Annotated in this window: 9 protein-coding genes; 6 read left to right on the top strand and 3 right to left on the bottom strand. The window is 44.3% G+C overall.

Annotation, left to right across the window (positions count from 1 at the left end; genetic code table 11):
• Positions 1 to 26 precede the first annotated feature (26 nt).
• Positions 27 to 1,541 (top strand): MlaD family protein, encoded by a 1,515-nt coding sequence (locus ACFE93_RS25900; protein ID WP_375477549.1) that lies wholly within the window; start codon positions 27 to 29, stop codon positions 1,539 to 1,541.
• 164 nt (positions 1,542 to 1,705) lie between these two features.
• Here the strand turns inward: ACFE93_RS25900 and ACFE93_RS25895 are convergent, their stop codons facing one another.
• Positions 1,706 to 2,668 carry a hypothetical protein gene (locus ACFE93_RS25895; protein WP_375477547.1) on the bottom strand — a complete coding sequence of 321 codons (963 nt, stop codon included), beginning with the start codon at positions 2,666 to 2,668 and terminating at the stop codon, positions 1,706 to 1,708.
• A gap of 460 nt (positions 2,669 to 3,128) precedes the next feature.
• Positions 3,129 to 3,425 carry a DUF3288 family protein gene (locus tag ACFE93_RS25890; protein WP_375477545.1) on the bottom strand — a complete coding sequence of 99 codons (297 nt, stop codon included), beginning with the start codon at positions 3,423 to 3,425 and terminating at the stop codon, positions 3,129 to 3,131.
• Between the two features lie 309 nt (positions 3,426 to 3,734).
• Between ACFE93_RS25890 and ACFE93_RS25885 the strand changes: the two genes are divergently transcribed.
• The 4 genes from ACFE93_RS25885 (at position 3,735) to lnt (ending at position 12,896) form a co-directional block, all read left to right on the top strand.
• The gene (locus tag ACFE93_RS25885; RefSeq protein ID WP_375477542.1) at positions 3,735 to 6,188 is read left to right on the top strand and encodes an ATP-dependent Clp protease ATP-binding subunit; all 2,454 of its coding nucleotides are present in this window, start codon (positions 3,735 to 3,737) and stop codon (positions 6,186 to 6,188) included.
• A gap of 519 nt (positions 6,189 to 6,707) precedes the next feature.
• The gene (locus ACFE93_RS25880; protein ID WP_375477540.1) at positions 6,708 to 8,039 is read left to right on the top strand and encodes a chloride channel protein; all 1,332 of its coding nucleotides are present in this window, start codon (positions 6,708 to 6,710) and stop codon (positions 8,037 to 8,039) included.
• 650 nt (positions 8,040 to 8,689) lie between these two features.
• A complete protein-coding gene (gyrA, locus tag ACFE93_RS25875; protein ID WP_375477538.1) occupies positions 8,690 to 11,296 on the top strand; it encodes a DNA topoisomerase (ATP-hydrolyzing) subunit A in 2,607 nt (868 codons plus the stop codon).
• On the top strand, positions 11,277 to 12,896 hold the full coding sequence (lnt, locus tag ACFE93_RS25870; protein ID WP_375477536.1) for an apolipoprotein N-acyltransferase: 1,620 nt from the start codon (positions 11,277 to 11,279) through the stop codon (positions 12,894 to 12,896). Before gyrA ends, lnt begins: the two co-directional genes overlap by 20 nt.
• Before the next feature lie 62 nt (positions 12,897 to 12,958).
• Here lnt and ACFE93_RS25865 read toward each other — a convergent pair whose 3' ends face one another.
• Positions 12,959 to 13,567 carry an rRNA large subunit pseudouridine synthase E gene (locus tag ACFE93_RS25865; protein WP_375477534.1) on the bottom strand — a complete coding sequence of 203 codons (609 nt, stop codon included), beginning with the start codon at positions 13,565 to 13,567 and terminating at the stop codon, positions 12,959 to 12,961.
• On the opposite strand from ACFE93_RS25865, the gene ACFE93_RS25860 reads away from it, so the two are divergent.
• Complete coding sequence (locus ACFE93_RS25860) at positions 13,556 to 13,783, top strand: hypothetical protein (protein WP_375477532.1); 228 nt, start codon at positions 13,556 to 13,558, stop codon at positions 13,781 to 13,783. The two genes, ACFE93_RS25865 and ACFE93_RS25860, sit on opposite strands and share 12 nt — an antisense overlap.
• Positions 13,784 to 13,871: the final 88 nt, after the last annotated feature.

Below are 13,871 nucleotides of genomic sequence, written 5' to 3'. Positions count from 1 at the left end.
TATTGGTTGTTGGTGGAGGCAAAACAATGCGAGGTCTTATGACAAGCCGCTTCGCCTCTGGGCGAACATTTAGAGAAGGTTCTGTGGGGTTATTACTCCTGCTAGGACTAGGGGTATTTGGATTGCTGTTTCTGTGGTTAAATAGATTCACTGCTGCCGGCCGTTCATACAAAATTATTGTAGAATTTGCTAACGCTGGTGGAATGCAAAAGGGAGCAGCAGTTCGCTATCGTGGCGTTAAGGTAGGAACTATTTCTCAACTTCGACCAGGGGCAAATGCCATTGATGTAGAGATTGAAATTCCCCAAACTGACCTAATTATCCCTCGCGATGTAGTGGTGGAAGCTAATCAAAGCGGGTTAATTAGCGAAAGTATTATCGACATCACACCAAGAACAACCTTACCTGCTGGGATTGTGCTTGCTAAACCTCTAGAAAAAAGTTGTGATACCAGTCTCATTGTCTGTAATGGCTCTCGGTTAAAAGGTCAGGTTGGCATCAGTGTTGATGCACTAATTCGCAGTTCAACTGAGCTAGCAGGTGCATACAATAATCCAAGATTTTATCGAAATATCAATAGGGTTCTAGAAACTACCACAGGCGCAGCATCCAGTTTTACTGAGTTAAGTCAAGATTTACAAAATTTGACCAAAAGCTTACGACTACAACTTAGTACCTTTTCTGCCACGGCTAATTCAGTGCAACGGGCGACAAACCAACTTAATGCATCCGCAAATCAAACAGTAAATAAATTTGGTGCAACTGCAACTCAAGCAAATCGATTGCTGAACAACCTGGATAATCTGTTGACAACAAATCGTTCGGCGCTGGTTGGTGCTTTGAACAATATCACCGAAACCAGCAACCAATTGCGGGTTACAGTCAGTAGCTTATCACCATCAGTAAATCGATTGACTAAAGGAGAATTACTCAACAATTTAGAAACTCTTTCCGCAAATGCAGCCCAAGCCTCAGCTAATTTACGCGACGCTTCTAAAACCTTAAACGATCCCAAGAATGTGGTGTTGCTACAACAAACTTTAGATTCAGCACGAGTAACCTTTGAAAATACCCAAAAAATTACATCTGATTTAGATGAATTGACAGGCGATCCTAATTTCCGTAAAAATCTGCGGCAATTGGTAAATGGTTTAAGTGGTTTAGTATCTTCTACACAACAGATGCAGCAACAAGTGCAGGTTGCTACTACTCTAGATTCGGTAAAAGCTGCTGTGAGCAAACCAAAGAATCTAGTTCCTATACCAGCACCAACCCAACAGGCGATGTTTAATGGCAAATCGCTACCCGTCTATGTAATTAATCCCTCACCTAATAATTTTGGAAATATCGACACCGACCTTCAACCAAGTCCCAGTCCGTCTATCCCGAATTCATCCCAAGAAAACCTGTTGAAACAGCTGCGGGAGTATGGCAAGCAACGAGGGCAACTGGAGACGGAGAAAGAGGCAATACAAGTTGACCTTTCGCCTTCTCTCCCTGCTGACCCTGAGCGAAGCCGAACTGTTGAGAATTTTAAGTAAGATATTTTACTGTCAAGTAAATGTGTTGAAGCCCATCGACACCACTCGCCATAACCTTGAAAACCGCATAATTTTGTTGACTGGTGTCGATTCTTTGCACAGTAAGGTTTTCAGGCTGTAAAATCCATTGCTTATTGATAATTAGTTGATAGTTGTTGGCACTTTTAAGAACGAATTAACATTGGATCATAAATTTGACACTCTTGAACCCCATAATTACACAGAATAGAGCTAGCTATATCTTGCTCATTATCTGTGCCACTAACGATAAGTATGTAATTGCCTTGCTCTATTTGCTCATTGTAAAAGCGTGCCCACTCATCTGCTATTCCTAACCTCATAGCGTCAAAGCGTTCACTTAAATTGATGCCTGTTAACCCAACCAATTGAGAAAAGTCTTTGCAAATTAAGGAAATCTGGTTTAATGAAAAACCTGCGATACACATATCCTTAATTGCCGCTTCAGCATTCTCTATGCTATTAAAGCAACTAACACTATACTTAGACATCATCCCACTTTTATTAGGAATGGCAGTAACAGAAGTCGTTGTGGTCAGATAATTTGTAGTTTCATATTCACTGTTGAGATGCTTGTAAATGCCAAACTCTTCAATACCCCAACGCCGTAGTATTTCTTCTACTTTAGCAATTTCAAAAGATGTACAATCCACGATTATTAAATAGTGTCCATCCTCTACTCGCTCGTTATATGCTCTAGCTTGCTCTGACGACATTCCCCAACCAACTAATGCACCAGCAAAAGTCCCAGTGGCAGCCCCAATACTTGCCCCAACAAGGGTTGTAACCAAAGCAGTTGCTGCTGCCCCAGCCAGCATTATTGGGCCAACTCCAGGAATTGCTAAAGTTCCAAGACCCACTAATAAACCAGTTAACCCACCAACAGCGCCCCCTGAAAGCCCTCCTACTGTTGCACCTTCGTCAGATTTATCACCAGTGTTCTCTTTAACTTCATTATCGGCAGTCTCATGATTACCATCTGAATTTTGTACAACTACAGATACTTTCTCCATCGCCAAGCCAGAATCTTTCAACTCATGTATTGCCCGCTCTGCATCTATCCGATGAGTAAATACGCCTACAGCACGTTGATATTGATTTAAAACCATTATTACTCCTTGGTCGCAGGGGAAAGATTAATCACTGACAAAGTTGATTCTTCAGTACCTGTTATATTAAATACGAGTTGGTTCAATTCAAAACTATCCTTAGTAATAAAATACATTCTCTCCCCCATTAGATAGGCAATAACACCCTCAACGGTGCAAGTCATTTTACTAAACAATGTCTAAACCCATCTCGTTCTGCAAACGAGGTAGCGATCGCAAGGTTTATTTTAATATTTCAAAAACTATTTGGTTATTTATTACTAAACCAGTAAATAAAGATACTGATTTAAGATTAGCCACTTCCCGGTAGATTATAGAAAAAACATGGTGGACAACTCACAGTGACATCTGAATTAGGCAAAGGCACAGAATTAGCGATCGTCATTCCAGGGCTGAGTCAGGAGTTAGGAATGGGAAAGAATAACTAAATACCCAATTCCCAATGCCCTATTTTCCATAACTAATTCCAATCCTGTTCATCTTTCTTGCCACGACTTTTGTAAATTCCACCCAAATCGTGAATTTGACGAGTTTTCTCAAAAAGCTGGGCTTCGGTCAAACCCCACTGCTGCAAGACTTTATCTAGGTCTTTTTGGATGTCTCTCGCCCCTGGAAACCCTTGATAGCGCATTCGCAGTCTAGCCAATTCTGCTAAGTTATAGTCTGTCGCCTCTTGAGCGAGTAAAATATCAATAAGGGGGCGATCGCGGTTATAAAGTGGATGTTGTTGGTCTTTACCGGCCGTTGCTTCAATCATTGTCAGTCCTGAGTTTAGAGTGCTAAGTCCTGAATTTTAAGTTTAGCTGACAGTGGAAAACAGGACAGACAAAAGAAAATTGTCAAATACCAAAAGCTTAACTGTCAACTTTGCAACTCTTGATTTTCTACGTACTCCACTCAGCACTCCTACTAGACGGCAAGTACACCTGATGTCTTACGGCTCTCACCACTGCCACTTAACTTTAAATAAAGTTACATTAGTCATTAAGAAAATACAAAAAACTTTAGATGAGGGTGAATTTATATCTCACCCAAAGTCCAAGCAGCGAGGGAGCAATAACCCATTATGTTTGAACACTTCACTTCCGAAGCCATTAGAGTAATTATGTTAGCTCAGGAGGAAGCACGTCGCCTGGGACACAATTTCGTAGGAACTGAACAAATTCTCCTGGGTTTGATGGGAGAAGGAACTGGGGTTGCTGCTAAAGTGCTAGCCGAGTTAGGCGTTACCCTCAAAGACGCACGTCGCGAGGTAGAAAAAATTATTGGTAGAGGTTCTGGCTTTGTACCACCAGAAATTCCTTTTACTCCTAAGGTGAAAAGCCTCTTCGAGCAATCGTTTAAAGAAGCTCATAGTCTAGGGCAGAATTACATTAACACTGAACACTTACTCTTAGGATTAACCGAGGCTGGTGAAGGTGTCGCCGCCAAAGTGCTGCAAAATCTAGGGGTTGACTTCAAGAGTGTCCGCAATGCCATAGTTCGCCGTTTGGGTGAAAATGCACCAGCTTTTGCTGGTAGTGGTAGTCAAAAACGTACCCAACCGCTAACGATGGAAGAGTTTGGCAGAAATTTGACCAAATTAGCCCAAGAAGGCAGACTCGACCCTGTAGTTGGTCGCGAGAAGGAAATTGAGCGGGCAATCCAAATTCTCGGTCGCCGCACTAAGAATAACCCAGTGTTGATTGGAGAACCAGGAGTTGGTAAAACTGCGATCGCAGAAGGTCTAGCTCAACGGATTATCAACCAAGATGTTCCCGAAACCTTACAGGACAAGCAAGTTATCAGCCTCGATATGGGATCATTGGTAGCTGGAACTCGCTTCCGTGGCGATTTTGAAGAACGCATCAAAAAAGTCGTGGAAGAAGTCCGCACTGTAGGCAATATCATCCTGGTAATTGATGAGATTCACACTTTGGTTGGTGCTGGTGGTACAGAAGGTGGCTTGGATGCAGCCAACATCCTCAAACCTGCCTTAGCACGAGGTGAACTCCAGTGCATCGGCGCAACTACCCTTGATGAATATCGTAAGCATATTGAGCGTGATGCCGCCCTAGAGCGTCGTTTCCAACCAATTCAGGTCGGGGAACCCTCAGTAGAGGAAACCGTACAAATTCTCTACGGCTTGCGCGGTGCTTACGAACAACACCACAAAGTCACAATTTTGGATGCGGCACTTGTTGCAGCAGCAGAATTATCAGACCGCTATATTAGCGATCGCTTCTTGCCAGATAAGGCAATAGACTTGATTGATGAAGCTGGTTCTCGCGTTCGTCTGCGGAACTCCCAAAGTTCTCCGAATAAAGAACTCAAGCGTGAACTCGCTGGCGTTACTAAAGAAAAAGAAGCAGCAGTCAGAATCCAAGATTTTGACAAAGCAACACAACTGCGCGACCAAGAGTTAAAACTCGCAGAACAACTGCAAGCAACGTTTACACCAAACGAGCAACCTGTCAACTCGACTGTAGTTGACGAAGAAGACATCGCCCAAATCGTTGCCTCTTGGACTGGCGTACCAGTCAACAAGCTCACTGAATCTGAGTCAGAGTTGCTCTTGCATCTAGAAGACACCCTGCATCAGCGGCTCATCGGACAAGAGCAAGCAGTTTCGGCTGTATCTCGCGGTATCCGTCGCGCCCGTGTCGGCTTAAAAAACCCCAATCGTCCTATTGCTAGCTTTATCTTCTCTGGCCCTACTGGAGTTGGTAAAACAGAATTGGCTAAGGCACTAGCTTCCTACTTCTTTGGTGCGGAAGACTCGATGATTCGGCTAGATATGTCCGAATACATGGAAAGCCACACCGTCGCCAAGCTAATTGGTTCGCCTCCTGGTTACGTGGGATACGACGAAGGCGGACAACTTACAGAAGCCGTGCGGCGGAAACCTTACACAGTGCTGCTATTCGATGAAATCGAAAAAGCACACCCCGATGTATTCAATATGCTGCTGCAACTCTTGGATGACGGTCATCTTACCGATGCCAAAGGCCGGAAAGTAGACTTCAAGAACACGCTGATCATTTTGACTTCTAACATCGGTTCCAAGGTGATTGAAAAAGGTGGTAGTGGTTTAGGTTTTGACTTCGACACTCAAGCCGACGCTAGTTATAACCGCATCCGCACCTTGGTAAATGAGGAATTGAAAGCTTACTTCCGTCCTGAGTTCCTCAACCGTCTTGATGAGATTATCGTCTTCACCCAGCTTTCCAAGGATGAAGTTAAGCAAATCGCCGAAATTATGCTTCGCGATGTTGCTAATCGCTTGACAGAAAAAGGAATTATCCTGGAAGTTAGCGATCGCTTCAAAGAGCTTGTGGTACAAGAAGGTTATAACCCCAGCTACGGCGCTAGGCCATTACGTCGGGCAATTATGCGCCTTCTAGAAGATTCTCTCGCCGAAGCAATGCTGTCTGGTGAAATTACAGATGGAGACACAGCGCTTATTGATGTTGATGATGACTCTCAAGTGAAAGTACGAAAATCAGAAAAACGAGAACTGCTCTTGGCAAATGTTGGCTAATTTTATACCCGATCGCTTTTTACTGTAATATTTGAGAAACACTCCAGCCTCTTGCGTAGAGCGGAGGCACAAACAGGGTCATCTCAGACAAACATCAAGTGAAATGGTATTATTTTTCACCCCTAGTAGAAATGCTAGGGGTTTTTTTATGCGATTCCTTTTGAGTGGTCAATACCCACTTATATAGCAAGGGACTGGGGACTGGGTGAAAAGTCTTTTTGTTAGGACTTATGCAAAAACCCTCTGAAACTCTCATTTCTCCGTGACCTCTGTGTACTCTGTGGTTCCTTTTCCGTTACCCATGCGTAAGTCTGTTAGTATTATTTGCAAATAATTTTACAATCTCTGTGATTTGTCCACTTTGTTGACGATAGTGATTATTTGCTCAGTTGAACATCACAGCCTGTCGTCGGAGACATAGCTCTTTGTAGACCAAAAATGATTCACTAAACTAAATAGCTCTTACCATAAAAAGCGTAAATATTCAGCACTTTCAGTTTCACAAATAGGAAATAAGCAGTGTTACCAAACAAGCCTCCCGCTACCAACCAAACTCAACGCTGGACATTTGCTCAACTTTTTGGACTGGTAAAGCGTAATCCCTTAATGATTTCGCGGTGGACGATTTGTTGGGTAGTTGTGGGGACTGCTGGTGGTCTGTTTGCAGCGTTGTACTGGAATGTTTTAGAGTTTTTAACTCATAAACTCCAGCGATTTGAGGGTTTTAGCCTCCTGATAGTGATGCCACTTAGCGGTTTAGTTATCGGTCTGGTAATTCATTTTTTGGGAAATCCCGGTGAAATCGCTGTGATTGTTGATAATATTCATTTTCGTGGCGGACGCCTAGATGTTCGCAAAAATCCTTCCATGATTCTTGCTTCTCTAGTCAGCATCTCAGCAGGCGGTAGTGCTGGGCCAGAAGCACCACTCGTACAGGTAACAGGTTCTTTTGGTACTTGGGTTGCCGATCGCTTAAAACTCCAAGGTGAAGACCTCAGAACCATGAGTTTAGCAGCAATGGCGGCTGGCTTCACTGCCTTGTTTGGCGCACCTCTTGGCGGTGCAATGTTCGCTTTGGAGATTTTACACCACGAGCATATTGTGGAATATTACGAAGCTTTAATGCCAGCCATTGTTTCGAGTTGCGCTAGCTATCTGGTGTTTGCAGCAATTACACATTTGGGAATTGCGCCCACTTGGCATTTTCCTCAGTATCACTTAGAAAGGATTGATGATTTTGCGATCGCGATCGCGTTTGGAATTATCGGGGCGGTGGCGGGATGGATTTTTATCGGTATTTTTCGCGGCTGCGATGCTTTTTGGCAAGCTGTTTCACGTCTGGGCGTCTCTGCACCAACTCCTATTCCCATTTATGTACGCACAACACTAGCAGGAGTGGGAATTGGCAGTTTAGCAGTTTTATTACCCCTCACCCGTTATTTTGGACATGAAGAGTTAGATTCAGTCCTGACAGCTAACTTTAGTGCTGTTTTTCTCTTAACTCTAGCTCTTGGGAAAATGGCTGCCATTAGCATTACAGTAACAGGTGAGTGGCGCGGTGGATTCATCATTCCCCTATTTTTCACTGGTGCTTGCATTGGTAAAGCAGTAGCAGTCTTAATTCCAGCACTCGATCCTACCCTGGCGATGATTTGTACAATGGCGGCTGTCAACGCAGCCGTAACGCGCACACCCATAAGTACGACTTTACTACTGTCAAAACTGACAAACTTGAGTCCCCTGACGCCAATCCTTTTTGCCAGTTTGATTGGATTTTTTCTTGCTCCTAAAGTTCCTTTGATCGCATCTCAACTTAAATCCCAGAAAGAAGCTACTGAATTAAACAGCTAAAGTAGCTACTGCCAAAAATAAAGGTAAGTTTAACTTTTACCAAAACAGCCCAAGACAAAACTGTGCTTGAGTGTTAAACAAAATGTAAAACCTTTATTATCTGAGACTTTGAAGGAACTCTTGCTTAAGCGCAAAATAGTTAGTAATTTCTGCGTGAGTAAGCGGTGTAACTTTTGTTTCTGCTCGAATGGGTTGTAATAAAGCATTTAGGCTGCAATGTGAACTACTAGCCTTTCTATATACGCAACCGGAACTCATACCAGGTATCCGAAAGTATTCACCTATTTGTAGTTTTTGGAAAGTCATCAGATCCTCAGAATTTTTAGTAAATAAAGGTTATAAAAGTAAGAGCTTATAAAACCAATTTAGATTGCTATCTTAAAATTTACCTCCTCATCTTTCAAGTTAAGTAAATTTGTACTCAGCAAGCTTTTAGTTCATTGCTCTCATTAACTAACCAAGAGCTTTTTAATTGTAATTTCTTATACTATTTATTTGTTGAATACTAGGGTTAGTTATCCAGGTAAAAAAAAGCAATATATGATAGAATTGTATCAAATTATAGCAATTATTCAAGAGCAATTTAGAATAATTTTGCGCTTTGTTGAGTAAAAAAGCTAAAATCTACGATTTTTGGAGATTTTTAGGTTATGACAACCTCACAGGAGAGGATTATCCCGATAGACTTGCGAACCGAAATGTCGCAGTCTTATCTGGAATACGCCATGAGCGTGATAGTGGGTCGGGCGTTGCCAGATGCCAGGGATGGTCTAAAACCTGTGCATCGTCGCATTCTCTACGCAATGCACGAGCTAGGTCTGCTCCACGATCGCCCCTTTAAGAAATGCGCCCGTGTGGTGGGGGAAGTGTTGGGTAAATACCACCCCCACGGTGACACGGCAGTATATGATGCCTTGGTGCGGATGGCGCAGGATTTTTCCATGCGATCGCCCCTAGTTAACGGGCATGGTAACTTTGGTTCGGTAGACAACGATCCGCCAGCCGCGATGCGGTACACAGAATGCCGCTTGCAAGCTTTAACTAGCGCTGGTCTACTCCACGACATTGAGTATGAAACCGTAGACTTTGCCGATAACTTCGACGGTTCCCAGCAAGAACCTACAGTTTTACCAGCACGGATTCCCCAGTTATTGCTCAACGGTTCCTCTGGAATTGCTGTAGGCATGGCTACCAACATTCCGCCGCACAACTTGGGGGAATTAATTGATGCTTTGGTGGCAGTAATCCACAATCCAGAAATCACCGACATCGAATTAATGCAGTATGTCCACGGCCCAGACTTTCCGACTGGGGCGCAGATTTTAGGAACATCTGCCATTCGAGAAGCTTATACTACAGGGCGTGGTTCCATTACCATGCGTGGTGTCGCTAACATTGAAACCGTTGAACAACGGGGACGCCCAGATAGAGAAGCAATTATCATCACCGAATTGCCCTATCAAACCAACAAAGCGGCGCTGATTGAAAAAATCGCCGAAATGGTGAACGAAAAGCGTCTAGAAGGGATTGCAGATATCCGGGATGAAAGCGATCGCGACGGGATGCGAGTTGTCATCGAACTCAAGCGTGATGCTTATCCCCGCGTTGTGTTGAACAACCTTTACAAGCAAACGCCACTGCAAGCCAACTTCGGCGCGAATATGCTGGCGTTGGTGAATAGCGAACCGCAAGTACTCACCCTCAAGCAGTTCTTAACCGTCTTCTTGGATTTCCGCATCGAATCCATTGCTAGACGCACCCGCTACGAACTGCGGAAAGCCGAAGAACGCGACCATCTCCTGCAAGGATTATTAATTGCCCTATCCCAGTTAGATCCAATTATTGTCTTGATTCGCCATGCTCCCGATGCGCCCACAGCCAAAGGCGAATTAATCACAACTTACGGACTTTCGGAAGTGCAAGCAGATGCGATTTTGCAGATGCAATTGCGGCGGTTGACTGCTTTAGAAGCAGACAAAATTCGTTTGGAACACGAGGAATTACAAGCGAAGATTACCGATTTGCAAGATATTTTAGCACGTCGGGAGAGAGTGCTAGAAATCATTGAAACCGAAGTCGGGCAACTAAAAACTAGCTTTGCCACACCCCGCCGCACAGTGATTTTACCAGGGGAAGGGGAATTAGATGACCGCGACCTAATTGCCAATGAAAAAGCGATAATTCTGGTGACAGAACAAGGCTACATCAAACGGATGCCAGTTAACACCTTTGAAGCCCAAAGCCGTGCTACCAGAGGCAAAGCCGCAGCCAAGGTGAAAGATGATGATACCATTGAGCATTTTTTGACTTGCTGCGATCACGACAGTATTTTATTCTTTAGTGAGCGTGGTGTTGTTTATTGCCTGAGAGCTTATCAAATTCCAGCGAGTTCGCGTACTAGCCGAGGGACACCAATTGTCCAGATGCTACCGATTCCCAAAGAGGAAAAAATCACCTCGATTGTCCCGGTTGACGAATTTAGCAACGAAGAATATCTGGTCATGCTCACCAAGGGCGGCAATATCAAGAAAACCGAACTGGCAGCCTTTAGTCACATTCGCGCCAATGGTTTGATTGCCATTTCCTTAGAAGAAGGCGACCAACTCCGCTGGGTGCGACGCGCCAGAGTCGAGGACAGTGTAATCATTGGTTCTCGGAACGGAATGGCGATTAACTTCCGGTGCAATCACGAACAACTGCGTCCTTTAAGTAGGGCGACTCGTGGGGTGAAAGCCATGAAACTCAAAAATAAAGATGAACTGGTGGGTATGGATATCCTCCCCGCAGCAATTCTGGAAACTTTGGATATAGTTACAGAAGCAGAAACAGAAGATATCGAAACAATCGAAACAGAAGATATCGAAATTACCGAAACTAATGAAGAGTCCGCAGAAGTACCTAGCAATGGCATTGTTGGCCCTTGGGTGTTGGTAATTACAATGGGAGGATATGGTAAGCGCGTACCAGTTGCCCAATTCCGCCTGCAAAACCGCGCTGGTCAGGGTTTAATGGCAACCAAGTTCAAAAACCGCAAAAACAAAGACAAGTTGGCAACCCTACGCATTGTCAACAATGATGATGATGAAATCATGATGGTGACAAATCGCGGTATTATCATCCGTCAAGCGGTAAATGCGATTTCTATCCAATCGCGATCGGCAACTGGAGTCAGAGTGCAGCGTTTAGATGAAGACGACGCCATTACTGGAGTGGCAATAGTTCCACCTGATGCTGGCGATGCAGAAGAAGCAGAGTAAGAAGCAGGGGGAGCAGGGGGAGAGGTTAATCGCCTTACTCCCTTACTTGATTGCCTTAGCTAGCGGCATTTTAATGGGGCTAACCGTCGCCCCTGTCGGCGCATGGTTCTTGGCTTGGATTGCCCTAGTCCCTTTATGGGTGCTAGTTGTCACTTCAGCAAAACGCAAAAACCAATTCCCTCCTGCTTTCTTCTGGGGTATCGGTTATCACGGTGTCGCCCTATGGTGGATTACTGGAATTCATCCGATGACTTGGTTGGGCGTTCCTTGGTTGCCAAGTTTGGCAATCACCCTTTTTTGCTGGGGATTTATCACTGGATTGGGAGGGGTATTTGTTGCTATTTGGGCGGCTGTAATGGTTCGCCTGAGCGGGCAAAAACCGTGGCTACGTGTACTGATTGGTACAGCCGTCTGGTGCGGTTTAGAGAGTCTATGGAGTGCGGGGCCTTTGTGGTGGAGTTCCCTTGCTTACACACAAAGCCCACACAATCTCGTAATTGTACATTTAGGGCAACTCTCTGGGCCTAATACTGTCACAGCAGCGATCGTTGCTTTTAATGGTTTAATTGCTGAAGGATGGACGAACCGCCAAGACGCCAAGGACGCTAAGATTTTCTCTGTGTCCTCCGCGCCTTGGCGGTTCGTTAATAAATACTGGGTTATCGCCACAGGATTATTAATTACCTTACACCTCATCGGTTTTATCTTGTACAGCCGTCCCCTCGTCCAACCCCCAGAAGCAGCCTTGAAAGTGGGGATTGTTCAAGGTAATATCCCAAACCGACTTTTACGAAGCTCCGAAGGGTTTCGTCGCGCCCAAGAAAATTACACCAGTGGGTATATAAGTTTAGCAAATCAAGGTGTAGATGCAGTCCTCACCCCAGAGGGAGCCTTACCTATTTTCCAGCGTAATTTGCTGGGAACTGCCTTAGTTGCAGCCGTGAAAGAAAAAGGCGTGGTTGCTTGGATTGGGGCTTTTGGCGAACGGGGAGACAGTTATACAATTAGCTTGTTTACTTTCAATACTAAAGGTGAGATTGTTAGCCGCTACGACAAAGCTAAATTAGTACCTTTGGGAGAATATATTCCCTTTGAAGGAATTTTAGGCAAACTAGTTCAACGCTTGTCGCCTTTGGATGCACATCAAGTTGCTGGTTCAGCAAATCAGCTATTTGACACTCCTTTTGGTCGAGCGATCGCTAGTATATGTTATGAATCTGCTTTTCCTGAACAATTTCGCCGTCAAGCTGCTATGGGTGGGCAATTTATTCTCAGTTCTTCTAACGATGCCCATTACACTGCATCCATGCCATTCCAGCATCATGCACAGGATATCATGCGGGCAATTGAAACCGATCGCTGGTCAGCACGGGCAACTAATACCGGATATTCAGCTTTTGTAGATCCTCATGGCAGAACCTTATGGATGTCTGGATATAATACCTACGAAATTCATGCTGAAACAATTTATCGGCGACAGACAAAGACTTTATATGTGCGTTGGGGTGATTGGTTAACACCCTTGTTATTGATATCTTCTGGAGGAGCTTGGCTGGTAATTCGTGGTATAAAGAAATTCAGTAATTTGGGCAATTCCTAGCGGATTGAGTCTTTGGAGTTATTAGCGATCGCTCAACTGTTTAATGACAAGTCAACTTTTTATTATTGGGCGGCTTTTGGAGGAAAACTTTTCGATTTACTGAAATTATCGAGTTCAGAGGCGGTGAGGTCGCGCCATTGACCCAATTGTAAGTCATCTAATTGGAGGTGAGCTATGCTAACCCTGACCAGTCGCAAAGTCGGAAACCCGACAGCCGCAGTCATGCGCCGTACTTGACGGTTTTTTCCCTCTGTCAAAGTCATTTCCAGCCAAGCTGTCGGGATATTTTTGCGAAATCTAATCGGTGGGGTGCGTTCGGGTAACTGTGGTTCTTCTGGTAATAGCTTAACTTCTGCTGGTTGAGTGCGATAACCTTGAATTTCTACACCTGTTTGCAACCTTTTAATGGCTTCTGCATCTGGAATTCGCTCTACCTGTACCCAGTAAGTACGTTTATGACCAAAACGCGGATGGGCGAGGCGATGTTGCAATTGTCCATCGTTTGTTAACAGCAGCAATCCTTCACTATCCCAGTCTAAGCGTCCCACAGGATATACATCAGACAGCTCAATATAATCTTTTAGGGTGCTATGTGTGGGGGCATCTTTTGTAAACTGACTGAGGACACCATAGGGTTTGTAAAAAATAATATATCGGTAATGATTTGTCATTTGTCATTTGTCATTTGTCATTTGTCATTGGTCATTGGTCATTGGGTACAAGAGTTCGATAGTGGATTAACTTTACAGCAAGAAGCGCAAGCAATGAAAGCAATCGGCTGTCACGAAGCTATAAAGCTGTTTTACAACAATCATGGATCGGGTTTCAGACAGGCGATCGCCCGATCTATAGCCGTTCTCGCTTACGTCAAATACAAGCGTTCGTAGGGGCACAGCAATGCTGTGCCCTTACCGTTTATCCAGCAATTCCAAATTCAAAAATTTAAGAGGAATCAGTCGCCGGAGAGCGTGGAGA

The organism is uncultured Nostoc sp., assembly GCF_964247315.1.
Lineage (GTDB): Bacteria > Cyanobacteriota > Cyanobacteriia > Cyanobacteriales > Nostocaceae > Nostoc.
This window is presented reverse-complemented; position numbering and strand designations above follow the sequence as displayed.

What these genes read in the sequence shown, in the direction of transcription:
- ACFE93_RS25885 (WP_375477542.1), top strand. Translation starts at nt 3,735, where the DNA reads ATGTTTGAACACTTCACTTCCGAAGCCATTAGAGTAATTATGTTAGCT.
- ACFE93_RS25890 (WP_375477545.1), bottom strand. Translation starts at nt 3,425, where the DNA reads ATGATTGAAGCAACGGCCGGTAAAGACCAACAACATCCACTTTATAAC.
- gyrA (WP_375477538.1), top strand. Translation starts at nt 8,690, where the DNA reads ATGACAACCTCACAGGAGAGGATTATCCCGATAGACTTGCGAACCGAA.
- lnt (WP_375477536.1), top strand. Translation starts at nt 11,277, where the DNA reads ATGCAGAAGAAGCAGAGTAAGAAGCAGGGGGAGCAGGGGGAGAGGTTA.
- ACFE93_RS25860 (WP_375477532.1), top strand. Translation starts at nt 13,556, where the DNA reads ATGATTTGTCATTTGTCATTTGTCATTTGTCATTTGTCATTGGTCATT.
- ACFE93_RS25900 (WP_375477549.1), top strand. Translation starts at nt 27, where the DNA reads ATGCGAGGTCTTATGACAAGCCGCTTCGCCTCTGGGCGAACATTTAGA.
- ACFE93_RS25865 (WP_375477534.1), bottom strand. Translation starts at nt 13,567, where the DNA reads ATGACAAATCATTACCGATATATTATTTTTTACAAACCCTATGGTGTC.
- ACFE93_RS25895 (WP_375477547.1), bottom strand. Translation starts at nt 2,668, where the DNA reads ATGGTTTTAAATCAATATCAACGTGCTGTAGGCGTATTTACTCATCGG.